The 23,677-nt window shown below is 72.9% G+C and carries 19 protein-coding genes; 12 read left to right on the forward strand and 7 right to left on the reverse strand.

Annotated features, from left to right (window positions below; all coding sequences use genetic code 11):
- Positions 1 to 257: 257 nt before the first annotated feature.
- From ABZ565_RS08090 to ABZ565_RS08100, 3 genes are all read right to left on the reverse strand, one after another.
- A complete protein-coding gene (locus ABZ565_RS08090) occupies positions 258 to 1,967 on the reverse strand; it encodes an LCP family protein (protein ID WP_361021849.1) in 1,710 nt (569 codons plus the stop codon).
- Between the two features lie 256 nt (positions 1,968 to 2,223).
- On the reverse strand, positions 2,224 to 3,504 hold the full coding sequence (locus ABZ565_RS08095; RefSeq protein WP_361021852.1) for an LCP family protein: 1,281 nt from the start codon (positions 3,502 to 3,504) through the stop codon (positions 2,224 to 2,226).
- Positions 3,505 to 3,696: 192 nt separating this feature from the next.
- Positions 3,697 to 4,446, reverse strand: a complete 750-nt coding sequence (locus ABZ565_RS08100; RefSeq protein WP_361021855.1) for a TIGR03089 family protein — start codon at positions 4,444 to 4,446, stop codon at positions 3,697 to 3,699.
- 239 nt (positions 4,447 to 4,685) lie between these two features.
- Between ABZ565_RS08100 and ABZ565_RS08105 the strand changes: the two genes are divergently transcribed.
- Together ABZ565_RS08105 and ABZ565_RS08110 are read left to right on the forward strand one after the other, a co-directional pair.
- On the forward strand, positions 4,686 to 5,777 hold the full coding sequence (locus ABZ565_RS08105) for an NDP-sugar synthase (protein WP_361021858.1): 1,092 nt from the start codon (positions 4,686 to 4,688) through the stop codon (positions 5,775 to 5,777).
- A 91-nt stretch (positions 5,778 to 5,868) separates the two neighbouring features.
- Positions 5,869 to 6,852 (forward strand): DNA-3-methyladenine glycosylase 2 family protein, encoded by a 984-nt coding sequence (locus tag ABZ565_RS08110; RefSeq protein WP_361021861.1) that lies wholly within the window; start codon positions 5,869 to 5,871, stop codon positions 6,850 to 6,852.
- Positions 6,853 to 7,108: 256 nt separating this feature from the next.
- Here ABZ565_RS08110 and ABZ565_RS08115 read toward each other — a convergent pair whose 3' ends face one another.
- The 3 genes from ABZ565_RS08115 to ABZ565_RS08125 form a co-directional block, all read right to left on the reverse strand.
- On the reverse strand, positions 7,109 to 8,419 hold the full coding sequence (locus tag ABZ565_RS08115; protein WP_361021864.1) for a coenzyme F420-0:L-glutamate ligase: 1,311 nt from the start codon (positions 8,417 to 8,419) through the stop codon (positions 7,109 to 7,111).
- On the reverse strand, positions 8,416 to 9,372 hold the full coding sequence (cofD, locus tag ABZ565_RS08120; protein WP_361021867.1) for a 2-phospho-L-lactate transferase: 957 nt from the start codon (positions 9,370 to 9,372) through the stop codon (positions 8,416 to 8,418). The genes ABZ565_RS08115 and cofD overlap by 4 nt, the downstream gene beginning before the upstream one ends.
- Before the next feature lie 216 nt (positions 9,373 to 9,588).
- Positions 9,589 to 10,083: a cysteine dioxygenase family protein gene (locus tag ABZ565_RS08125; RefSeq protein ID WP_361021870.1), complete on the reverse strand. Its 495-nt coding sequence runs from the start codon at positions 10,081 to 10,083 to the stop codon at positions 9,589 to 9,591.
- A 711-nt stretch (positions 10,084 to 10,794) separates the two neighbouring features.
- On the opposite strand from ABZ565_RS08125, the gene ABZ565_RS08130 reads away from it, so the two are divergent.
- The 3 genes from ABZ565_RS08130 to ABZ565_RS08140 all read left to right on the forward strand — a co-directional run bounded on the left by ABZ565_RS08130 (position 10,795) and on the right by ABZ565_RS08140 (position 16,672).
- Positions 10,795 to 11,058 carry a WhiB family transcriptional regulator gene (locus ABZ565_RS08130; RefSeq protein WP_018103995.1) on the forward strand — a complete coding sequence of 88 codons (264 nt, stop codon included), beginning with the start codon at positions 10,795 to 10,797 and terminating at the stop codon, positions 11,056 to 11,058.
- A 302-nt stretch (positions 11,059 to 11,360) separates the two neighbouring features.
- Positions 11,361 to 15,137, forward strand: coding sequence for a glycosyltransferase (locus ABZ565_RS08135; RefSeq protein ID WP_361021874.1), 3,777 nt, complete (start codon positions 11,361 to 11,363; stop codon positions 15,135 to 15,137).
- Positions 15,134 to 16,672, forward strand: a complete 1,539-nt coding sequence (locus ABZ565_RS08140; RefSeq protein ID WP_361021877.1) for a DUF5719 family protein — start codon at positions 15,134 to 15,136, stop codon at positions 16,670 to 16,672. Before ABZ565_RS08135 ends, ABZ565_RS08140 begins: the two co-directional genes overlap by 4 nt.
- 6 nt (positions 16,673 to 16,678) lie before the next feature.
- Here ABZ565_RS08140 and ABZ565_RS08145 read toward each other — a convergent pair whose 3' ends face one another.
- Positions 16,679 to 17,107: a metallopeptidase family protein gene (locus tag ABZ565_RS08145; RefSeq protein ID WP_361021934.1), complete on the reverse strand. Its 429-nt coding sequence runs from the start codon at positions 17,105 to 17,107 to the stop codon at positions 16,679 to 16,681.
- Between the two features lie 321 nt (positions 17,108 to 17,428).
- Here ABZ565_RS08145 and ABZ565_RS08150 point away from each other — a divergent pair, with 321 nt between their 5' ends.
- The 7 genes from ABZ565_RS08150 to ABZ565_RS08180 all read left to right on the forward strand — a co-directional run.
- Positions 17,429 to 17,806, forward strand: a complete 378-nt coding sequence (locus tag ABZ565_RS08150) for a DUF3499 domain-containing protein (RefSeq protein WP_361021880.1) — start codon at positions 17,429 to 17,431, stop codon at positions 17,804 to 17,806.
- A gap of 60 nt (positions 17,807 to 17,866) precedes the next feature.
- The gene (locus tag ABZ565_RS08155; RefSeq protein ID WP_361021883.1) at positions 17,867 to 19,231 is read left to right on the forward strand and encodes a phosphomannomutase/phosphoglucomutase; all 1,365 of its coding nucleotides are present in this window, start codon (positions 17,867 to 17,869) and stop codon (positions 19,229 to 19,231) included.
- A 291-nt stretch (positions 19,232 to 19,522) separates the two neighbouring features.
- Positions 19,523 to 19,705 carry a Trm112 family protein gene (locus tag ABZ565_RS08160; RefSeq protein WP_018103989.1) on the forward strand — a complete coding sequence of 61 codons (183 nt, stop codon included), beginning with the start codon at positions 19,523 to 19,525 and terminating at the stop codon, positions 19,703 to 19,705.
- An 85-nt stretch (positions 19,706 to 19,790) separates the two neighbouring features.
- Positions 19,791 to 20,927, forward strand: a complete 1,137-nt coding sequence (locus tag ABZ565_RS08165; protein ID WP_361021886.1) for an SIS domain-containing protein — start codon at positions 19,791 to 19,793, stop codon at positions 20,925 to 20,927.
- 47 nt (positions 20,928 to 20,974) lie between these two features.
- The gene (manA, locus tag ABZ565_RS08170; RefSeq protein WP_361021889.1) at positions 20,975 to 22,147 is read left to right on the forward strand and encodes a mannose-6-phosphate isomerase, class I; all 1,173 of its coding nucleotides are present in this window, start codon (positions 20,975 to 20,977) and stop codon (positions 22,145 to 22,147) included.
- An 87-nt stretch (positions 22,148 to 22,234) separates the two neighbouring features.
- A complete protein-coding gene (locus tag ABZ565_RS08175) occupies positions 22,235 to 23,287 on the forward strand; it encodes a cation diffusion facilitator family transporter (protein WP_361021892.1) in 1,053 nt (350 codons plus the stop codon).
- Between the two features lie 205 nt (positions 23,288 to 23,492).
- On the forward strand, positions 23,493 to 23,677 hold a 185-nt coding region (locus ABZ565_RS08180), incomplete at its 3' end, for an adenosylhomocysteinase (RefSeq protein ID WP_361021895.1).

A 23,677-nucleotide genomic window follows, 5' to 3' on the forward strand; every position in this document is an offset into this window, starting at 1 on the left:
CTATCCACCGGAACACACGGCGTCTTCGGGACTTTTTCGCAGCCCGCTTGCGCGGCTTGGCGCGCCGATGGCCCGCCCGACCGCCGCCGTCACCCTGCCCGGTGTCACCGGGGTGCGCGCCGGCCCGGTCGCGGACGCCCTCGTCCCCGCCCTTCCGGCGGGAGTGCGTCCGCGGCCGCGTCCCCTCCCCCGACGTGCTGCTCCGTCCCACCAGGACCCCCCTGCTGCTCAGACTCGTATGGCGCGGTGACGCGGCGTCACTTGGAGCACCCCGCGGATTCGGCGCTGGACTTCGGAATGTCGATCTTCTTCGGCGCCGTGATCGGCGTACCGGCCGCCTGGAAGTCCTTGCCCAGCGTCAGCACCATCGCCTGAAGCCCCTCGGCGTCCTTGGTGCCCGGCTTCATCGCGGAGCCGGGAAGCCCCATCATCTCGGCGAGGGCACGGGCCTGGTCCGCCTGGTTCGGGGCGTACTCCAGCGTCGTCTTGGCGATCTTCCCGGGCGCGTTGGCCTTGTTCGTGGACTTCAGGACGCCCTTGGTGTTCTGCAGCCAGGTGACCGTCTGCTGGGCTCCGCCGGCGACCTCGCCACCGTTGTACACATCGACCCGGACGTCGGCCGGTGCGGCCTTGGTTCCCTTGAGCAGCGCGTCCTGCTTGCTCTTGGCCTTCTTCTTCTGCGCGGCCACCTCGGTGAGCGAGGTGTCGTCGCGCAGCATCGAGAACAGCTGCTCCGCCTGCGTCGGGTGGGGGACGACCGTGACGGGCTTGGGCTCGTCGGGGTTGTCGATCACCGGCATCGTGACGAAGGTGATGTTCTTCGTGTCCGTCTTGGTGATCTCCTTGGCGAGCGTGCTGAGCTTCTTCACGTCGCCGATGGCCTTGTCGACCGTCAGGGCCTTGGTCGCCGCGTCCGCCACCTTGAACAGCTTCGTCGGGCTGGTCAGCGTGTCGTCCGACTTGGCCTTCTTGATCATCGATCCGATGAACTGCTGCTGGCCCTTGATCCGGTCGAGGTCGCTTCCGTTGGTGTAGGCGTGCCGCGTCCGTACGAACGCCAGGGCGTCCTCGCCCTGGACCTTGTTCGGGCCGGCGGGCAGATTGAGGTGGGACTTCGGGTCGTCGATGGCGTGGTCGAGGCAGATGTTGACGCCGCCGACCGCCGTGGAGAGCGTCTTCACCGCGTTGAAGTCGACCATCATGAAGTGGTCGACCTTCACGCCGGTCAACTCCTCGACCGTCTTCATCGTGCAGCCCGGGTCGCGGCCGTTCTCGCCGAGGCTCCGGTTGAACCGGACGTGCTGCGTGCCCGAGATCGTCTTCTCGGAGCCGTCCTCCTGCACGGACTTGCAGTCCGGGATGTCGGTGATGAGGTCGCGCGGGATGCTCATCGCCGTGGCGTTGGTGCGGTCCTCGGAGACGTGGAACAGGATGTTCGTGTCCGCGTGGCCGACGCTGCCCTTGTCGCCGTAGCCCTCGTTGCCCTTACCGGTCCGCTTGTCGGTGCCGATGATCAATATGTTGATCGGGGCGTTGGCGGTGACGACGTCCTTGTTGCCGGCGTCGCCGATGTCCACCGTGTTGATGTTGCCGTTGAGGCGCTGGTAGAGCCAGTAGCCGCCGGCCGATACGCCCACGAGCACGAACGCCATCACGCCGCCCGTCCACAGCAGGGCCTTCTTGCCGCGCGACTTGGGGGCCTTGCGCTTACGGCGCCCCGGGCCGGCGTCACCGGGTGCGGGGCGCTGCTGGCCGCGGGGGCCGTTCGCCGACCGCCGTCCGCCCTGGCGCGGCACCTCGGTGGCGCGCCGCGGCGAGTCGCCCGCGGGGGCGCGGCGAGGGGTGCTCGACGGCCCGCGCTGGGCCGGAGGGGCCGAGGACCGGGGGGTGTTCCCTCCGGAGTGGTTCAGTCGCAGTTCGTAATCGCCGGTGTCCGGGTTGAGAACCCACTGGTCTGCGGGATCCATGTCTTCAGCCCGCCCACGGCTTTGCGCATCCACGGTTGCTCGAGTCCTCCGTCGGTGCCACGCGAGGCGCCTCCCCCGAAAAGGCGCTCAGTCTTTCTCTCCAGAAGTGCGCGGCCGGACGGCCGGCAGCACCGGATCGCGTCACACTATCCGTCCCATTCGGCGTCCAGCGACGCGCGTGACACATTCCACGGCCCTTACAACCGGGCATTCTTCCCATTGCGCGCGGAATGTTGGTGTCTGTTTGGCCATTGCTTTACTGCTTGCACAGGTCGGTCGCGGCATTGTTCCCCGAATACGTGGGTGTGGGCGACGGCCCCGAGGCGCCGGTCGCTTCCGGGTTCTTGTCGTCGCTCTTGAGCTTGTCGGCGGGCACCACGGCGACCGGCTTGTCGTCGCGGAGCTGCTTGAACAGCTTGTCCGCGTCCGGCTGCACCAGTTCGTCCCGGTTCCTGTTCAGGTGGTACGGCTGCCGGGGCACCGTAAGGAACTGCACCTTGTCGGTGGGCACGTCACGCATGCCCCGCACCAGGTCGTAGAGGTCCTTCAGGCTGTCCAGGCCCGGGTCGGTGGTCAGCGCCTTCGTGGCCGCGTCCAGCACCGGGTAGAGCCGCGTCGGGTTGAGCAGGACGCCGTTGCTCTGCACCTTGTTGACGAGCGCCCCCAGGAACCGCTGCTGGCGGTCCATGCGGTCGGTGTCGCTCCCGTTGCCGAGCGACTTCCGGACCCGTACGTAGCCGAGCGCCTGCTCCCCGTCGAGCTTGTGGCGGCCCGCCGTGAGCTTGAGGTGGGCGTCCTTGTCGTCGACCGGCTCCTTGAGGCAGATCTCCACCCCGTTCACCGCGTCGACCATGTCCTTGAAGCCGTTGAAGTCGATGACCATGTGGTGGTCGATGCGGATGCCCGTCATCTTCTCGACGGTCCGGATGGTGCAGGCCGTCCCGCCCATCTCGAAGGCCCAGTTGAACTGCGCGAACTGCGCCCTGGTGGCGGTCTTGTCGGCCTTGTGGCAGGCCGGGATGTCCACCATCAGGTCGCGCGGGATCGACATCGCGGTGGCGCTCTTCCGGTTCGCCGCCAGGTGCAGCAGGATCGTCGTGTCCGAGCGCTGGCTGCCGCCGTCGTCGCGGCCGTACGCGCGGTTGTCGCCGGCCCGGCTGTCCGAGCCGATCAGCAGGATGTTCTCCGCGTCGTGCACGACGGAGACCGGCCGCTCCTTCTCGTACGCCTTCAGCTCGGCCGCCGCCGAGGTGTCCGTCCGGATGTTGCCGTCCAGCTTCTTGTACAGCCACCAGCCGACGCCCGCCGCGACGAGCACGACGAACGAGGCGCCGAGCGCGGTCCAGCGCAGCCAGTGGCGCTTGCGCCTGACGGTGATGTCGAGGCCCCCGCCCTTCGGCGGCTCCTCCGGGGCGGGCCCGGGACCGCTGCCGGACCCGCTGCGGGTCTCACCGTCGGGGGCGGCCGCATCGCCGGGCGTGCCCTCGTCGCCGGGGTCGCCCGGAGTGCCGGCGCTTTCGGTCACGTCTGCGTCCATCCTTCACGTTCGGCGGCGCGCTGGGCCGCCGGTCGCAGAAGTAGACGGCTGAACCTCACGCTTGGTTGTGCCTCGGCAGGTCTGTACGGCAGATCATGTACCGGAGTTGAGTGCCGACACGGGGGACTCGGCCCACGATGGGCCGGACGGGTGCCCCCTTCGTGCCGCTTGTCATACCGGCCCCGGGTGCTGTCACACCGTCAGCGTGACCCGCTCGCTCTCCACCCGTCGCGCCCGCGCCTCCGCGTCCAGCCGGTCGAGGTGGCGGCACAGGACCACGGAGCCCCCGGTCGCCAGCGGTGCGTAGAGCCCGGCGCTGAGCCCGTCCCAGGTGTCGTACGCACGCCCCGACAGCAGCCGTGAACCGGCGCCCAGGCCGAGCGCCGCCCCGTCCTCGCGGCCCCGCGCCACCAGCTCCGCCGCCGTGAACGAGGCCCCGCCCACCGTCAGCGCCGGCGCGTCCGGGTCCACCGGGGCGAACGGCGCGAACCGGTCGCCCTGCCCCGGCACCTCCACCGCGTAGTCCGCGAAGCCCTCCGGCGCCTGCGGGAACCGCCCGCCCAACGGACGCAGCGCCAGGGCGATCCGCTCGCCCCGGCAGGCGCGCGCCGCGTCCAGCGTGTCCGGGCCGGTCACGACCAGGTCGGCGGCGGCCGGGTCGCCCTGCACCTCGGCGACCACGCCGACCGAGGCACACGCCAGCAGCCAGACCGCGGACTGCCAGTGCGCGGGGAGCAGCAGCGCGAGCCGGTCGCCGGGCTCGGCCGCCAGATCGCCCTGGAGCAGGTTGGCGGTCTTGGCCACCCAGTTGGTGAAGGTGGCCACCGACAGTTCGACGCGCTCTCCGGTGGCGTCGTCGTAGAAGGTGACCAGGGGGCGGGCCGGGTCCGCGGCGAGCGCGGAACGCAGCAGGTCGGCGGGGGTGCGGTCGCTGGCGTTCATGGGCGAAAGCGTACGCGGCGGGGCGGGGCCCGGTAGGTGTCGCGTACACCGGCCGCGACCGCGACCGATGCGCAACCGAATGCCCGGCAGCGCGTCTCTACAGGAAGCCGGGGACCGTCAGGACGACGTCGGCCCCCCGCGAGGCCGTCGAGCCCCGCCGTCCGGGGGCGCCCCCAGCGGCTGCATACACTGGCCAGCCGTAACGACGCCCGGCCCCAGCAGGAAGCGAAGACAGTGCTGTGACAGAGGCAAAAGAAGCGATCCTCCTGGTCGGCGGCAAGGGAACCCGGCTGCGCCCGCTCACGGTGCACACGCCCAAGCCCATGGTTCCGGCGGCGGGCGTCCCCTTCCTCACGCACCAGCTGGCGCGTGCCCGGGCCGCCGGGGTCGAGCACATCGTCCTCGCCACCTCGTATCTCGCCGAGGTCTTCGAGCCGTACTTCGGCGACGGCTCCTCGCTCGGCCTGCACATCGAGTACGTCACCGAGCGCGAACCGCTCGGCACCGGCGGCGCCATCCGCAACGTCGCCCACCGCCTCGCCTCCGGCCCGGACGAACCGGTCCTCATCTTCAACGGCGACATCCTCACAGGGCTCGACATCCGGGCCCTGGTCACCTCGCACGCCGACTCCGGCGCCGACGTCTCCCTCCACCTGACCCGGGTCGAGGACCCGCGCGCCTTCGGCCTCGTGCCGACCGACGGCACCGGCCGCGTCACCGCCTTCCTGGAGAAGCCGCAGACGCCCGAGGAGATCGTCACCGACCAGATCAACGCCGGCGCGTACATCTTCCGCCGCTCGGTCATCGACACCATCCCGGCCGGCCGGCCCGTCTCCGTCGAACGCGAGACCTTCCCCGGTCTCCTCGCCGACGGCGCCCACCTCCAGGGCATGGTCGACTCCACGTACTGGCTGGATCTCGGCACCCCGCAGGCGTTCATCAGGGGCTCCGCCGACCTGGTGCTCGGCCGCGCGCCCTCCCCGGCGGTGCCGGGCCGCTGCGGCGACAGCCTCGTCCTGCCGACCGCCTCGGTCGCCTCCGACGCCAAACTCTCCGGCGGTACGGTCATCGGCGGCGGCGCGGTGATCGGCGCGGGCGCCCGGATCGACGGCTCCACCGTGCTCGCGGGCGCGGTCGTCGAGCCCGGCGCGGAGATCACGGACTCCCTGGTCGGCGAGCGCGCCCGCATCGGCAGCCGTACGGTGCTGGCCGGCGCGGTCGTCGGTGACGGCGCGGAGGTGGGCGCCGACAACGAGCTCCGCGAGGGCGTCCGCGTCTGGTGCGGGGCGCGCCTGCCGGACGCGTCGGTGCGGTTCTCCTCGGACGAGTGAGCCACCCGGCCGCTCCGCCTCGTACGCGGACCAGGTGGCCGAAAATCGCCGTACCCTCGACAGGCAGCCCCGACGACCGAGGACCTCATCCGTGGCAGGACGATTCGCTCCCCGCAACGCCCGGCGCGCGCCCGTCCCGCACCAGGCGGCGGCCACGCCCGTACCGGCGGCGCAGACCCGTGTCTGGACGCCTCCCGGCCCGCTCGACCTGAGGCTCGTCCTCGGCCCCCTGCGCCGGGGCCCCGCCGACCCCACGTTCCGGATGGTCGCCGACGGCTCCGTACGCCGGGCCAGCCGCACCCCCGAGGGCCCCGGCACACTCCGCGTCGTCGCCCGCGACGGCCGGATCGAGGCGTCCGCCTGGGGGCCCGGCGCGCCCTGGCTGCTGGACCAGCTGCCCACGCTGCTCGGCGAGGGCGACGACCCGGCGGCCTTCACTCCGCGCCACCGCCTCCTCGCCCAGACCCAGCATCGCCGCCCCGGACTGCGGCTGCTGCGCACGGGCCTGGTGCTGGAGTCGCTGATCCCGTCGATCCTGGAGCAGAAGGTCACGACGGACGAGGCGTACCGCGCCTGGCGCCTCCTGGTGCGCCAGTACGGGGAGCCCGCGCCCGGCCCGCAGGAGTACGGCCTCTACGTCATGCCGGACGCCCGCACCTGGTCGCTGATCCCGTCCTGGGACTGGCACCGCGCGGGCGTCGACAGCAAGCGCTCCGCGACGATCCTGCGCACGGTCCGGGTGGCCCGACGGATGGAGGAGGCGGCCGCGATGGACCTCCCCGACGCGCTGACGCGCCTCCAGGCGATCCCGGGCATCGGCCCCTGGACGGCGGCGGAGACCCTGCAGCGCTCCAACGGTGCGCCGGACGCGGTGACGGTGGGCGACTTCCACCTCCCCGGCATCGTCGGCCACGCCCTGGCGGGCAACCGCCACGCGGACGACGAGGAGATGCTGACCCTCCTCACCCCGTACGAGGGCCAACGCCACCGGGCGACCCGCCTGATCCTGCTCTCGGGCGCGACGCCCCCGAGGAGGGCGCCGCGCTTCCAGCCGAGGGACATAGCGAGGCTGTAGAACCCGTGAGCCTGGCTCAGCCCGCCTGGCGGTGCACTCAAGCCCGTCCGGCGATTGAGGACCAAGGCCGCGGCCGAATCAAGCCCGCAGATGTGCTCCGGGCCGGGCAGAATCAAGCCCGCAGGGGCACGAGGGGCCGGGCCAAAAACAAGCCCGTCCGGCGATTGAGGCCCGGGGCCCGGGGCAGAGCCCCGAACGGCCCGTCGGCGCTGAGGGCACACGGAGCCAGCACCCCGGAACACGGCGCCAAAGGCGCCTACCGCACGACGACGAAGTCCTCCGCGGCCCGCCCCACCCGCGGCCCGGGGGCCGCCACCGCGTGCCCCACCGCCACCGCCCCCAACGGATCCCAGGACCCGGGCAGCCCCAGAACCTCCCGCACCACATCCCGGCAGAACATCGTCGAGGACACCCACGCCGACCCCAGCCGCTCCCCGGCCAGCGCCACCAGGAAGTTCTGGATGCCGGCCCCCGCCGCGACCACGAACATCTCGCGCTCCGCGCCGTCCCGCCGCTCGTCCCCGTACGTGTGCGAACCGTCCATGACCATGCACGGCACCACCAGGTACGGCGCCCGGCGCAGCACATCGCCCCGCCGCACCCGCTTGGCGATCGACTCCTCGCTCTTGCCGTCGCGCCGCAGATCCGCGATCCACGCGTCCCGCATCGCGTCGAGCAGCCGGGTCCGCGACTCAGGGGACTCCAGCAGCACGAACCGCCACGGCGTCGTGTGGTGCGGCGCCGGCGCGGTCACGGCGGCGGCGACCGCACGCCGTACCGCCCCCGGATCCACCGGCTCGTCCGTGAACTCGCGCACCGTACGCCGCTGCGTCACCGCCTCCCGGACCGCCTCGGAGGTCCCCAGCCGGAACATGTCGTCGGCCGCGACCCGCACCATCGCACGGGCGTCCTGCCCGTCCGCCGCGTCCACGACATGCCCGAGGCCGCGCACCACGGCGACGGGCAGCCCGTCCGTCTTGCCCTTGACCAGGTCACCCGCGGCGGCCAGCTCGTCGGCGGTGGCGATCACGGTCGCGCTCAGCGGATTGCCGTGCGCGTCCCGCCCGCCCCGCAGGTCGTCCAGCACCCGCACGCCCGCCGCGCCGATGGCGACATCGGTCAGCCCGTTGCGCCAGGGCCGGCCGAAGGTGTCCGTGACGAGGACGCCGACCTCGACGCCGAGCGCCGCCCGCAGCCCTTCCCGGATCGCCCGGGCCGAAGCGTCGGGGTCCTCGGGGAGCAGCAGGACCGTTCCGGCGGGGGTGTTCGAGGCGTCGACACCGGCGGCGGCCATGACCAGGCCCTGCCGGTTCTCCACGATCCGCAGCGGACCGCGCCGCGCCACCACCCGTACCGTCTCGGCGTCTATGGCCGCCTCCCGGTCGGGGGCCTCGACGATCCGGCCCTCCGCCTTGGAGACGATCTTCGAGGTGACGAGCAGGACGTCACCGTCCACGAGCCCCGGCCCGGTGGCCGCGATCAGCTTCGCGAGGTCGTCCCCGGGCCGCACCTCGGGCATCCCGGGCAGGGCCCACACCCGGTAGGAGGGGGCGTCGGCGGAGCTCACGCGCGGACCTCCCCGGCGAGGACGAGCGCCTGCCGCGCCATCTCGGCGGTGGTGGCGACGTCGGTCATCATCAGCGGTACGGACCGGCAGCGGATGCCCGCGGACTCCACCCTCTCGACCGCCCCCGCGTCCACGGTGTCGACCAGCCAGCCGTCGAGCAGCCCGGACCCGTAGTGCTCGGCGACGGCGGCGGCGGTCGACTCGACGCCCACCGCCGCGAGGACCTTGTCCGCCATTCCGCGCACCGGGGCGTCACCGACGATGGGGGAGAGGCCGACGACCGGCACCCCGGCCTCGGCGATGGCCTCGCGGATGCCGGGCACGGCGAGGATGGTCCCGACGGAGACGACCGGGTTGGACGGCGGGAAGAGGATGACGTCGGCCCCGGCGATCGCCTCCAGGACACCGGGCGCCGGCTTCGCCTGCTCCGCGCCGACGGGCACGATCGCCCGCGCCGGCACGGCGGCCCGCAGCTTCACCCAGTACTCCTGGAAGTGCACGGCCCGGCTCTCGCCGTCCTCCTCGATCGCCACATGCGTCTCGACGCGGTCGTCGGACATGGGCAGCAGCCGGACACCCGGCTTCCAGCGGGCGCAGAGCGCCTCGGTGACGGCGCTGAGCGGGTAGCCCGCGCCGAGCATCTGCGTACGGACGATGTGCGTCGCGAAGTCGCGGTCACCGAGCCCGAACCACTCGGGGCCGACGCCGTACGCGGCGAGTTCCTCCTTGACGTGGAACGTCTCGTCGGTGCGGCCCCAGCCCTGCTCCTCGTTGATGCCACCGCCGAGGGTGTACATCACGGTGTCGAGGTCGGGGCAGACCTTGAGCCCGAACAGATGGATGTCGTCACCGGTGTTGCCGATGACCGTGATGTCCGCGTCGGGCGCGGCCTCCTTGAGACCCCGCAGGAAACGAGCACCACCGATACCGCCGGCCAGAACCACAATGCGCATGCAAACAGTCTGTCAGGCGAAGCCTGATCCGTGTTGGGGTGGTGGTGGGCGACGGGTGGGACTGTCAGGCGAAGCCTGATCCGTGTTGGGGTGGTGGTGGGCGACGGGTGGGACTGTCGGGCGAAGCCTGATCCGTGTTGGGGTGGTGGTGGGCGACGGGTGGGACTGTCGGGCGAAGCCTGATCCGTGTTGGGGTGGTGGTGGGCGACGGGCCGCTCAGGCAGTCGCGGCCGCCGGGGCGCACTGCGCGGCGTGCATCGGCATGTCGGTGAGGCCCGGGTAGTAGATGTGCAGGCTGACGGCCGGTTCGAGGGAGTCGTTGACGACCTCGTGGAGATAGCCGGGGGCGAAGACGCGCTGCGCGCCCGCGCTCAGCGACCGCTTCCCCCGCTCCGTCCGTTCGGTCAGCTCGCCGTCGAGCACGGTCAGAACGCCGGAGGACGGCCCGTGGTCGTGCAGCCCGCTGCCCTGCCCGGGCACCCAGCTCAGCAGCCAGACCTCGTAGCCGGGTCCTACCCGCAGGCGGTGGTACCAGCGGGCGGTGGCGTCGTACTGGACGAGCGGTGCCCACCGGTCGCGGTCGGCGGCGATGGTACGGGCGAGGCCGACGAACTCCGCCACGGTGGCGGGGTGTTCGGGGGCGGGGCGGAGAAGGTGCCGGACCTCCAGGAGGTCGCCGGCGATCTGGAGGTCGCTGTCGCTGCTGTTCATGGAGCGTGGTTCCTCGGCAGGGTGCGAGTGCGGCGTGCGGTGCGGGGGCTCGTCACGAGGTCCGGGAGCGCCGACGCCGGAAAGCCGGAGGGGGCCGCGCGGAGGAGGGGCGGGACGAGCGGTGCCGGGCCGGAGCGGGAGGGCTACGACGGCGTCGGCGGCATCAACAGCTGAGACAGCTGGAACAGCAACAGCGAGCCTGGACAGCGCTACGGAACCCACGGGCGCGGGTCGCGTGCGTCGCTGAGGTCACTGGCATGCCATCAAGGAGAACCGGAGAGCCGCCCGGTGTCAACCCAATGCCCGGTTTGGCGGCAATGTTTCACCTCATCCGGTTACTCCGATCGGAGAAAGGTTTTAGCGGGCCTCGGTGGGGACAGGTGGCGCAACAGCCGTGCCGCCAAACATGGGCGCGACGCCGTGACCCGAATGTGATCTTGGTCGCTTCAGTGATCGAATCGAAACGTGTCCGAGCCCGCAGCGGTTTGTCTCCGTAGCGGGTGGGAATGCGGTAGAGCCCATGGCATATGTCAGGTTTTTGGTGATTTGAACACTTAACGCATACGGTTGGTGCCGCAGGGTGAATACCGAGGCCAATAGCAGATCCGGGCTTGACCAGCCAGAGCTACACGCTTGTAATTTCACCCGTGTCGTTCGGCCGATTCGGTAACGGCCGCATCACGGGACGCAAGAGACAGACGAGGGGCGCAGATGACCGAGCTGTTCCAGCAACTGCTGGTCGAGGACGCGGACGAAGAGCTCGGCTGGCAGGAGCGCGCGCTGTGCGCCCAGACCGACCCCGAGTCCTTCTTCCCCGAGAAGGGTGGATCGACCCGCGAGGCGAAGAAGGTCTGCCTCGCCTGTGAAGTCCGGTCCGAGTGCCTGGAGTACGCCCTCTCGAAGGACGAGCGGTTCGGCATCTGGGGCGGCCTCTCCGAACGCGAGCGCCGGCGCCTGAAGAAGGCTGCCGTCTGACCGGACCGGCCCGACCGGTCCCACCGCGCACGAACCCCACGGCCCGCCGCCTGCACCCCCGCAGGCCGCGGGCCGTCGCCGTACCCGGGAAGCACCACCGCCGTGCCCGCACCCGCCCGGAATCCGCGCCGGCCGCTACCCTCTCGCGCCCTCGTTCAACCGCTCCGCGCCACCCCGGTTACCCCTACCGTTAGTGTGGGGCCCCGTCCGAGACGCGCCAACGACCCGACAGAGCGCGCGTGTACACCGATGCAGCCCCCGGGGGGACGTCCCCCGGACCCGGCCGGAGGGCCCGTACCTCGATGTCCGTGCACAGCCAATCAACGGCGCCGTACGCGGCCGCCGCCGCCCCCGAGTTCCCCCGGCATGTCGTCACCGCCGTGCTCGTCTCCCACGACGGCGCACGCTGGCTGCCCGACGCGCTCGCCGGACTGCTCGGCCAGGAACGCCCCGTACAGAACGTCGTCGCCGCCGACACCGGCAGCGCCGACGACTCCGCGCGCCTGGTCACCGAGGCCCTCGGCGCCGACCGCGTCCTGCACCTCGCGCGGCGCACCAGCTTCGGCACCGCCGTCGACGAGGCGAGCCGCACGGCCGGCGTCCTCACCCCGGACGACCTGCCCTACCTGAAGCGGCCCAGCGGCTGGGACCCGGTCACCCGGACCTGGCACGACGAGGCGTACGAGATGCCCGAGCTGCCGCACGGCGAACCGGTGCAGTGGCTCTGGCTGCTCCACGACGACTGCGCGCCCGCGCCCGACGCGCTCGCCGAGATGCTGCGCGTCGTGGACAACGACCGGCACGCCGCGATCGTCGGCCCCAAGCTGCGCGGCTGGTACGACCGCCGCCAGCTCCTCGAAGTCGGCGTCTCCATCGCCAACAGCGGCCGCCGCTGGACCGGCCTCGACCGCCGCGAGCAGGACCAGGGCCAGCACGACCAGGTCCGCACCGTCCTGTCCGTCTCCACCGCCGGCATGCTCGTCCGCCGCGACGTCTGGGAGGAGCTGGGCGGCTTCGACCGCAGGCTCCCGCTCATGCGCGACGACGTCGACCTCTGCTGGCGCGCCCACATGGCGGGCCACCGGGTGCTCATCGCCCCCGACGCCGTCCTGCGGCATGCCGAGGCGTCCGCGCGGGAACGCCGCCCCATCGACTGCGCCGGCCGCAATGTCGCCAGCCCGCACCGCGTGGACAAGGCGGGCGCCGTCTACACGATGCTCGTCAACGCGCGCGGCAAGCAGCTGCCCTGGGTCATGCTCCGGCTCGTCCTCGGCACCCTGCTGCGCACCCTCGCCTACCTCGTCGGCAAGGTCCCGGGCCAGGCCATCGACGAGGTCACCGGACTCCTGAGCACCCTGCTGCGCCCCGGCCGCATCCTGGCCGCCCGCCGCGCCCGGGGGAAGGGCGCCGTCGACGCCGCCGAACTGCGCGGCCTCTTCCCCGCACCGGGCGCCACCATCCGCGCCACCGTCGAACAGGTCGCCGGGAACTTCGGCGGCGGTTCCGACGCCGACTCCGGCGGCTCCCGGCACGGCGCCGTCGAGTCCGGACCGGGCGGCGACGACGCCGACTACCTGGAGATCGACCAGTTCGCCCGGCTGAAGAAGGTCGGCCGCAAGCCGGGACCGGTCCTCTTCGTCCTGCTCCTCCTGGTCTCCCTCGTCGCCTGCCGCGACCTCATCGGCGGCGGCGCGCTGGCCGGCGGCGCCCTGCTGCCCGCGCCCGGCGACGTCTCCGACCTGTGGGCGCGGTACGCGGACGGCTGGCACACCGTCGGCACCGGCGGCACCCAGACCGCCCCGCCCTACCTCGCCGTCATCTCGGCCCTGTCCGCGCTGTTCCTCGGCTCCACCGGCTTCGCGCTCACCCTGCTGCTCGTCTGCTCGGTCCCGCTCGCCGGACTCACCGCGTACTTCGTCACCCGCCCGCTGCTGCCCTCACGCCTGCTGCGGGCCTGGGCGAGCGTCGCGTACGCCTTCCTGCCCGCCGCGACCGGCGCCCTGGCGACCGGCCGCCTCGGCACCGCCGTCCTGGCCGTCCTGCTGCCGCTGATCGCGCGCACCGCCGTCTCCGCGCACGGCATGCGCGCCACCGGCGACACCCGCGGCAGCTGGCGCGCCACCTGGGCCTACACCCTGCTCCTCACCCTCGCCATGGCGTTCACGCCGATCGTGTGGCCGCTCGCCGTGGTCCTCGGCCTCGGCGTCCTGGTGCTGCGGCGCGGCGACATCACGGCGTACGCGCTCCGCTTCCTCGCCGCCGTCGGCACCCCCGTCCTGGTCCTCGCGCCCTGGTCGCTCTCGCTCCTGAGCAGCCCGTCCGCGTTCCTGGAGGAAGCCGGCCTGGAGACCGGTACGGGCTCCGCCTCCGCGCTGGACCTCCTCGGCATCAGCCCCGGCGGGCCGAAGGCGGCGGGCGGCGTCCTGCTCCTCGGCATCGTCCTCGCGGCGCTGGCCGCCCTGCTGCGCGGGGAGCGGCAGTTCGCCGTCCGGACCGCCTGGGTGGCCGCGCTGGTCTCCCTCGCGTTCGCCGGGCTCGCCAACGGCTCCGGCTGGGCGGGCCCCGCCACGCTGGTCTACGGCGCCGCGCTCATCGCCGCCGCGCTGGTCGGCGCGGACGGTGCCCGCATCCGCGTCGCCGAACTGAGCTTCGGCTGGCGCCAGCCGGTCGCGGTCCTGATCGCCCTCGCGGCGGGCGTGGCCCCCGTGCTGGCCGCCGCCGGCTGGATGATCGGCGGCGCGGCGGGCCCGTTGGAACGCCGCGACCCGGTCCAGGTGCCCGCGTTCGTCGCGGAGGAGAGCGGGACCCGCGACCAGCCGCGCACCCTGGTCCTGGGCGGCACCTCGTCCGCCTCCGTCGACTACACCCTCGTCCGCGGCTCGGGCGCCCGGCTCGGCGACGCGGAGCTGGCCGAGGCCCAGGGCGGCAACAGCCACCTCGACAAGGTCGTCGCCAACCTGGTCGCCGGCTCCGGCGCCGACCAGGGCAGCCAGCTCAGCGGCTTCGCGATCCGTTACGTCCTCGTGCGCGACGGGGCGCCCAAGCAGATGAGCCGGGTGCTCGACGCCACCCCGGGCCTGAGCCGGCTCAGCCAGCTCGACGGCAGCGCCCTGTGGCGGGTGGACCGGCAGGTCGCCCGCATCATGATCGTCCCGTCCGGGGCCGGCGACGAGCCGCTTCCCGTCGGCTCCCAGCCGGTCGAGGCGCACACCAAGGTCCCGGCGGGCGGCAACGGCCGGGTGCTGCGGATCGCCGACGCCGCCGACCCCGGCTGGCAGGCCACCCTCAACGGCCGCGCGCTGACCGCGAAGACCGTCGACGGCTGGGCCCAGGGCTTCGAACTGCCCGCCGAGGGCGGCACCCTGGACCTCACGTATGAGGCCCCCTTCACGCACACCGTGTGGATCTGGGCGCAGATCGCGCTCGCCGTGGTCCTCGTGGTCATGGCCCTGCCCGGCCGCCGCCGCGAGATCGACGACGACCTGCCCGAGGAGGCCGAGGCGGTCGCCGCCGAACCGGTCGCCGGCGAGGGCCGCCGCGCCCGCAGGCTGCGCGCCGCCGCCCTGGCCGAGAGCGAGGCCGCAGAGGGCGCCCCCGAGCAGCAGGACGCGGCGGGTGGCCCGGGCCAGGAGGAGACCGGGGAGCAGCCCGCGTACGTTCCCGCCCAGCAGAGCGCCGAAACCGGCCAGGCGGCCCCGGAGGACGACGACAGCGTCTTCGTACCGCAGCAGCAGTACGGCGACTGGGACAACGGGCAGGGCCAGTACCAGGACCCGGGCTATCCGCAGTACCAGGACGGCGCCCCGTACCAGGACCCGCAGTACGCCGAGGGGCAGCAGCAGCCGGACACCGGCGGCTACGACCCGTACGGCTACCCCCAGTACCAGGCCAACCAGTACCAGGAGGGCCAGTACGCGGGCCCGTACGACCCGCCCGCGTACGACCCGCAGTCCTATGACCCGAACGGGTACGGCCCCGAGGCCGGGCAGTACGGCGAGCAGCACCCGTACGACCCGCAGCACCCCGAGAACCCCGCCCCGGGCCAGAACCCGTGGCCGACCCGAGGCGAGTCCGAGTGAAGTCCACCAGCAGCCTGTCCCTCATCGCCGGGGCGGTCGCCCTGGCCGCCGTCACCGGGTTCGCCGCGCTCAACGAGCCGTCCGGCGGCAGCATGGCGGAAGCGGGGACGGCCGCACGGCTGCCCGTCGAACGGACCAGCCTGCTCTGCCCGGCGCCCGGCCTCTCCGACCTCTCGGAGACGGCGTACACGGCCTTCACACCGTCCGGCGGGAGCGGCGGCTCCACCACCGCCGGCACCGCCGAGCTCCTGTCCTCCGCGAAGGACGGCGAGGCGAAGCCCGACGACAAGTCCGATGACAAGGACAAGAAGGACAAGAGCAAGAAGGACAAGGGGGACAAGCCGGTGGTCTCCCTCGAGGAGCCTGGCAAGCCCGCAACCGGTGAGGCGTCGGGCGCGGACTCGCCCGCCCTCATCGGCACCGCGACGGGCCGGCTCGCACCCGGCTGGACCGCCCAGCAGACCACCACCGTCGAGGCCGGCGACGGACGCGGCCTGCTCGGCATCAGCTGCACCGCGCCCGACACCGACTTCTGGTTCCCGGCGGCGAGCACCGCCAAGTCCCGCGAGGACTACGTCCACCTCACCAACCCGGACGACACCGCCGCCGTCGCCGACATCGAGCTGTACGGCCCGGACGGCTCCCTCAAGTCCGACGTGGGCGAGGGCATCACGGTCCCGGCGGGCTCCGGCGTGCGCGTCCTGATCTCGACGCTCACGAGCAAGGCCGCCGACGACGTCACCGTCCACGTCACCACCCGTACGGGCAGGGTGGGCGCGGCCGTCAGGACGGCGGACGACAAGACCGGCAGCGACTGGATCACCGCCTCCGCCGAACCCGCCGGCACGGTCGTGCTGCCGGGCATCCCGGCCGACGCGACCTCGGTCCGCCTGGTGGCCTTCGCCCCCGGTGACGACGACGCCGATCTCGGTCTGAAGCTGCTCGGCAAGTCCGGCGCGGTCACCCCGGCCGGTTACGAGGAACTGCACGTCAAGTCGCACATGACCGCCGGAATGGACCTCAAGGACATCACCCGGGGCGAGGCGGGCTCGCTGATGCTGGTGCCCTCCGAGAAGGGCAGGGCCACCCCGGTCGTCGCCGCACTGCGCGTGGTCCGGGGCAAGGGCGACAAGCAGGAGGTCGCCTACATCCCGGCGACCGGCCCGGTGGGCGCACGCGCGACCGTCGCCGACAACCGGTCCAAGGGCTCGGTCCTCTCCCTCACCGCCCCCGGTGCCGCCGCGACCGTCAAGGTCACGGCGTCGGCGGGCAGCGGCGGCGGCACGCCGGTCAGCAAGACGTACAAGATCGCGGCGGGCACCACCACGGCGGTCACCCCGCCCGTGCCGACGGGCCTCAAGGGCACCTACGCCCTGACGGTCGAGACGCGGTCGGGCGGACCGGTGCACGCCGCGCGCACGCTCACGGAGACGGTGAGCGGCATCCAGATGTTCACGGTGCAGACGCTGCCGGACGACCGGGGCACGGTGGAGGTACCGGCGGCCCGGCAGGACCTGTCGGTGCTGGACGACTGAGAGGCGCTACTCCTGGCCGTACCGCGGGTCGACGGACTCGGGCGCCAGGCCCAGCAGCTCCGCGACCTGCTCGACCACGATCTCGTGGACGAGCAGGGCCCGCTCGTCACGGCTCTTGGTGCGCAGCTCGACAGGGCGCCGGTAGACGCTGATGCGGGCGGGCCGGCCCTTCTCGGCGGAGACCGCGTCACCCAGCGGAACCGTCTCCTCCGCCGTCTCCGGCACCTCCAGGACGACGAAGTCGACCTCCGCCAGCTGCGGCCAGCGCCGCTCCAGCCGCTCCACCGAGTCCTGGACGAGATCGCGGAAGTTGTCCGCGCGGCTCGTGGACAGCGGCACCTGCGGCGGGGCGACGGGCCCGCGCATACCTCGGCCGTGTCGGTCCCGGCGCCGCGGACGCGGCTCGGGCGGGCTGGGCGGTACGGAACTGTCCATCACCGACGCAGCCTAACCCCCGACGGCCCGCCCGGCCGGAGGGCGAGCGGGCTCACGCCGCCCTGTCCGCTCTTGAGCGATCCGGCCACACGGGAGCCCGTTTCCAGCCCCGCTCACGACCGCCGGGCCGGCGCCTTGTGAAAGGTTCGCACCACAGCGGTGACCGGAATCATTGCCGTCAGAGCCCTCGCCCTCTCCTCCCGCGCAGGTCAGCGGAGTTGTCCGGGGGGCGCGTGTGCCGGAGGTCACAGGGCGACACGGAGGGGTGAGCCGGGGGAGAGTCGTCGCAGCCCGCTCAAGAGTGCGGTACCGTCCAACATCGTGAGCCCTGTACGTCGCTGTTCGCGCACCGCGTGCGGCCGCCCTGCCGTCGCGACACTGACGTACGTCTATGCCGACTCGACTGCGGTCCTCGGCCCGCTCGCCACCTACGCCGAGCCCCACTGCTACGACCTCTGTGCCGAGCACAGCGAGCGGCTGACCGCGCCACGGGGCTGGGAGGTCGTCCGGCTCTCCGACCCCTCCGCGCCCAGCCGCCCCAGCGGCGACGACCTGGAAGCGCTGGCCAACGCCGTACGCGAAGCCGCGCGTCCGCAGGAGCGTGGTGACGGCACTCCGGGCGGCGGCCGCCGGACCGCGGACCCGATGGAGGTCGCCCGCAGGGGTCACCTCCGCGTCCTGCGCTCACCCGACTCCTGAGGGACCGCCGGCCGCCGGGTACGTTGGGCGGTCCGAAGCAACCCCCAGGAGGACCGGCCCGTGACCGCAGACCTGTCGCAGCTCGTGAAGGCGTACGACGTGCGCGGAGTCGTGCCCGACCAGTGGGACGAGAAGCTGGCCGGACTCCTCGGGGCGGCCTTCGTCGAGGTGACCGGCGCGGACGCGATCGTGATCGGCCACGACATGCGCCCCACGTCCCCGTCCCTGTCCGGGGCCTTCGCACGGGGCGCGGCGGAGCGCGGCGCCGACGTCACGATGATCGGCCTCTGCTCGACGGACCAGCTGTACTACGCGTCCGGGGCGTTGGACCTGCCCGGCGCGATGTTCACCGCCTCGCACAACCCCGCGCAGTACAACGGCATCAAGATGTGCCGGGCGGGCGCGGCGCCGGTGGGCCAGGACACGGGCCTGGCCGAGATCCGCACGCTGGCCGAGGAGTGGTCGGAGAAGGGCGCCCCCGCGCCGGTCGCCTCCGGAGGGACGGTCACCGAGCGCGACACCCTCACGGACTACGCCGCCCATCTGCTCTCCCTGGTGGACCTGACGGAGATCCGCCCCCTCAAGGTCGTCGTGGACGCGGGCAACGGCATGGGCGGCCACACCGTCCCCACGGTCTTCGCCGGGCTGCCCGTGGACCTGGTCCCGATGTACTTCGAGCTGGACGGCACCTTCCCGAACCACGAGGCCAACCCCCTGGACCCGAAGAACATCACGGACCTCCAGGCCCGGGTGGTGGCCGAGGGCGCCGACCTGGGCCTCGCCTTCGACGGCGACGCGGACCGCTGCTTCGTGGTGGACGAACGGGGCGAAGGCGTCTCCCCGTCGGCGATCACCGCCCTGGTCGCGGCCCGGGAACTGGCCCGCAACGGCGGCCGGGGCACGGTCATCCACAACCTGATCACCTCCCACTCCGTCCCCGAGGTCGTACGCGAACACGGCGGCACCCCCGTCCGCACCAGGGTCGGCCACTCCTTCATCAAGGCCGAGATGGCTTCCCACGGCGCGATCTTCGGCGGCGAGCACTCGGCCCACTACTACTTCCGCGACTTCTGGAACGCCGATACGGGCATGCTCGCCGCCCTCCACGTCCTCGCCGCCCTCGGCGGCCAGGCGGGCCCCCTCTCGGCCCTGGTCGCCCAGTACGACCGCTACGCCGCCTCCGGCGAGATCAACTCCACGGTCGACGACCAGAAGGCCAGCACGGAGAAGGTGGCCTCCGCCTTCACCTCCCGCGACAACACCACCACCGACGCCCTCGACGGCCTCACGGTCACAACCCCTGCCTGGTGGTTCAACCTCCGCCCGTCCAACACGGAACCGCTGCTGCGCCTGAACGTGGAGGCGAAGGACGAGGAGACGATGAGCCGGGTACGGGACGAGGTCCTGGGCCTGATCCGTGGGTAGAACTCGCGCCCACCCGGCCCCGACGTGAAACCCGGCCCCGACGTGAAACCCGGCCCCGACGTGAAACCCAGCCCCTCCGGCGTTTGAGGAGCGGGGTCCGGGGCAGCGCCCCGGTTTCGGGAAGGGGCGGGTAGGGGAACAGGCCCGCCGCAGGCGCAACGCACCCGCACCCGCCCTCAACGCCCCGCCCCCACGCACCCGCCCCACGACACGCACCCCACCCCGCCCCGGCGGTAGGCTGACCACGCCCCCACAAGGGCCCCGACCACAGACCGCCCGAAGGGACACCCCATGCCGCTCGAAGCCGGCCTCCTGGAGATCCTGGCCTGCCCGGCCTGCCACGCCCCCCTGGACGACCAGACGGCAGCCGACACCCCGGAACTCATCTGCACCGGCACCGACTGCGGCCTCGCCTACCCGGTCCGGGACGGCATCCCCGTACTCCTCGTCGACGAGGCCCGCCGCCCGGCGTAATCGGCCGGACCGGCGCAACCGGCCCGAAGCGGCCGCCCCGCACCCGCACCCGCCGGTGACCGGCATGTGATCGGAGGACCGCCCCATGCTCGACGAGTCGTTGCTCGACGCCCCCGACGCCCTGGCCCGAGCCGACCGCCGCGACCTGCTCCGCGGCGCCGCCGAGGCCGGGGCCCGGGTCCGCACCGCCGCCCGCCACGCGACGGAGGCCGGGATCACCGAGCTGAAGCCGGAGGGCCGCCCGCGCGCCGTCCTGGTCGCCGGCTCCGGCACCGCCGCGACCGGTGTCGCGGACCTGATCGCCGCGCTCGCCGGCGCCTACGCCCCGGTCACCCGTATCCCCCCGACCGGCGTCGCCCCCGCCCCCGGCGCACTCCGCTGGACCCTCCCCGGCTGGGCCGGCTCCGTGGACCTCCTGCTCATCGCCACGGCGGACGGCTCCGAACCGGGCCTCGCCCTCCTCGCAGAGCAGGCGTACCGCCGGGGCTGCACGGTCGTGGCCGTCGCCCCGCTGCGCTCCCCGCTGAGGGAGGCGGTCCACGGGGTGCACGGCGTCGTCGTCCCCATGGCCTCCGCCCCGCACGGCGAGTACGACGCCGAGACCTCGGCCGCGGGCCCCGGCACCCTCTGGGCCCTGCTCACCCCGCTCCTCGCCCTGCTCGACCGCGTCGGCCTGGTCACCGCCCCCGCCGACGCGCTCCAGAGCGTCGCCGACCGCCTGGACCGTACGGCGGAGCGCTGCGGTCCGGCCATCGCCACGTACAGCAACCCGGCCAAGACCCTCGCCGCCGAACTCGCGGACACCCTCCCGCTGATCTGGACGGAGGGCGAAGCGGCCGGCCCGGTCGGGCGCCGGTTCGCCGCGGTCCTGGCGGAGCTCTCGGGGCGCCCGGCCCTCGCCGCCGCACTACCGGAGGCCCTTCCCGCGCACGGCGGCCTGCTGGCGGGCGCCTTCGCCGCGGGCGCGGACCCGGACGACTTCTTCCGCGACCGCGTCGAGGAGTCGGAGCCCCTGCACGCCCGGGTGGTGCTGCTCCGCGACCGCCCGACCGGCGGCCTCAGCGCCGCCCCGGCCGCCCGCGAACTGGCCCTCGGCCACGACACGGCGATCAGCGAGCTCGAACCGGAGGAGGGCAGCACGCTCGAATCCCTCGCGGAGCTGCTCGCCGTCACGGACTTCGCCGCGGTCTACCTGTCGCTCGCCTCGGCCCCCGGCGCCTGAGACACCCGCACCACGCCAAGACAGCACAGCAACACAAGGACTGATCCATGGACCGGCTCTCCAACACCGTGCGCCCGTATGCCTGGGGCTCGACCACCGCGATCCCCGCCCTGCTGGGCGTCGCCCCCACCGGGGAGCCGCAGGCGGAGATGTGGATGGGCGCCCACCCGGGCGCCCCTTCCCGGATCACCCGCACCGAAACCGGCGCCGCCGAGCAGTCCCTCACCGAGATCATCGACGCCGACCCGGCCCGCGAACTCGGCACGGCGACCGTCGACAAGTTCGGTCCCCGCCTGCCCTTCCTCCTCAAGCTGCTCGCCGCGGGCGCCCCCCTCTCCCTCCAGGTGCACCCGAACCTGGACCAGGCCAAGGCGGGTTACGCGGACGAGGAGGGCCGGTCCGTCCCGATCGACGCCCCCCACCGCACGTACAAGGACGCCAACCACAAGCCCGAGCTGATCTGCGCGCTCACCCCCTTCGACGGCCTGTGCGGATTCCGCCGGCCCCTGGAGGCGGCCGAGGCGATGGAGGGCCTGGGCGTCGACTCCCTCAAGCCGTACGCGGACCTGCTCCGCGCCCAGCCCGAGGAGGCCGCGCTGCGCGAGGTCCTGACGGCGATCCTCACCGCGGACCCGGACGAGATGGCCGAAACGGTGACCGCCGCCGCGGCCGCCGCGGAACGGATCGGCGGTGCCTACGCCCCGTACGCCCGCATCGCCCACCACTTCCCCGGCGACGCGGGCGTCATCGCGGCCATGCTGCTCAACCACGTACGGCTCCAGCCCGGCGAGGCGCTGTTCCTCGGCGCCGGCGTCCCGCACGCGTACCTCGACGGCCTCGGCGTCGAGATCATGGCCAACTCGGACAACGTGCTGCGCTGCGGCCTGACGCCCAAGCACATCGACGTACCCGAACTCCTGCGCATCGTCCGCTTCGAGGCGACCGACCCGGGCATCCTGCGCCCGGAGGCGTCCCCGTCGGGCGAGGAGCTGTACGAGACACCGGTGGACGAGTTCCGCCTCTCCCGCTTCGACCTGTCACCCGGCGCCGCCCCCGCCGACCTGACCGCGTCCACACCGCAGATCCTGCTGTGCACGGCGGGCGCCCCGAGCGCCGGGGACCTCGCCCTCGCGCCCGGCGAATCGGTCTTCGTACCGGCGGGCGAGCGGGTACATGTGTCCGGAGCGGGCACGCTGTTCCGTGCGACAGTAGTGGCCTGACGCACCGTCCGTGACGACGGCTGCAACAATGTGCCGCCACACCGCGGCCGTCGGAGCCGCAGACCGAAGAAGGGACACCAGGCACCCATGAGTGCGTCAGGCGGAACCAAGGCGATCGTGGCGGCACTCGGCGCCAACCTCGCGATCGCAGTGGCCAAATTCGTGGCGTTCCTGTTCAGCGGGTCCTCGTCGATGCTCGCGGAGAGCGTCCACTCGCTCGCCGACTCCGGCAACCAGGGCCTGCTGCTCCTCGGCGGCAAGCGGGCCCAGCGCGAAGCCACCCCGCAGCACCCCTTCGGGTACGGCCGCGAGCGCTACATCTACGCCTTCCTCGTCTCCATCGTCCTGTTCTCCGTCGGCGGCATGTTCGCGGTGTACGAGGGCTACGAGAAGATCAGGCACCCCCATGAGGTGGAGGCGTGGTACTGGCCGGTCGGCGTCCTGGTCTTCGCGATCATCGCCGAGGGCTTCTCCTTCCGTACGGCGATCAGGGAGTCCAACGAGACGCGCGGCTCGCTCAGCTGGACGGACTTCATCCGCCGCGCGAAGGCCCCGGAACTGCCCGTCGTGCTCCTCGAGGACTTCGGCGCGCTGATCGGTCTGGTCCTCGCCCTCGGCGGCGTCGGCCTGGCCCTCGGCACGGGCAACGGCGTGTGGGACGGCATCGGCACCCTCTGCATCGGCATCCTGCTGATCACCATCGCGCTCGTGCTGGCCGCCGAGACCAAGTCCCTGCTGCTCGGCGAGGCCGCCGGGGCGGACCAGGTCGAGAAGATCAAGGCCGCGGTGGTCGACGGCGACACCGTCACCGGAATCATCCACATGCGTACGCTCCACCTCGGCCCGGAAGAGCTGCTGGTCGCCGCCAAGATCGCGGTCCAGCACGACGACACCGCCGACGAGGTCGCCAACGCCATCAACGCCGCCGAGTCCCGCATCCGCGCCGCCGTCCCGATCGCCCGGGTGATCTACCTGGAGCCGGACATCTACAACGCGGCGGCGGCAGCGGCCGGCACCAACCCGGCCAAGGCCCCGGGCGGCACCCACGCCACCCCCGGCCCGGAAGCCCCGGAACCCGGAGCGGCCGAACCCGGCGACACGGCGTCCGGCGACAGCGGGCCGACGGAAACCGGCCGCTGACCGCATCGGACCCGCCATCGCGTACCCCTCACAGCCGCTCCCGCACCGGACCCGCCCCGGTGGACTGGGAGCGGCTGCGCCGTTCGGTGTAGATTCGACGGCAGTGTCAGACGTCGCTGCTGATGGCGGTCGATCGGTCCGTACGCCGGACCGGCCGAGGGAGAGAGGGCCTCCGACGGACTGCGCTGCGAGCGCTCGGGCATTCGTGTGCCCGCCGCCGCAGAGCCGCCCTACCCACCCTCGACTCCACAACGAGGAGCAGCCCGTTATGACGACGGTCGCCAACAAACAGGACTTCAAGGTCGCCGATCTCTCTCTCGCCGCTTTCGGGCGGAAGGAGATCACGCTTGCCGAGCACGAGATGCCGGGTCTGATGTCGATCCGTAAGGA

Source organism: Streptomyces sp. NPDC016469, from assembly GCF_040632905.1.
In the GTDB taxonomy this organism is placed as follows: domain Bacteria; phylum Actinomycetota; class Actinomycetes; order Streptomycetales; family Streptomycetaceae; genus Streptomyces.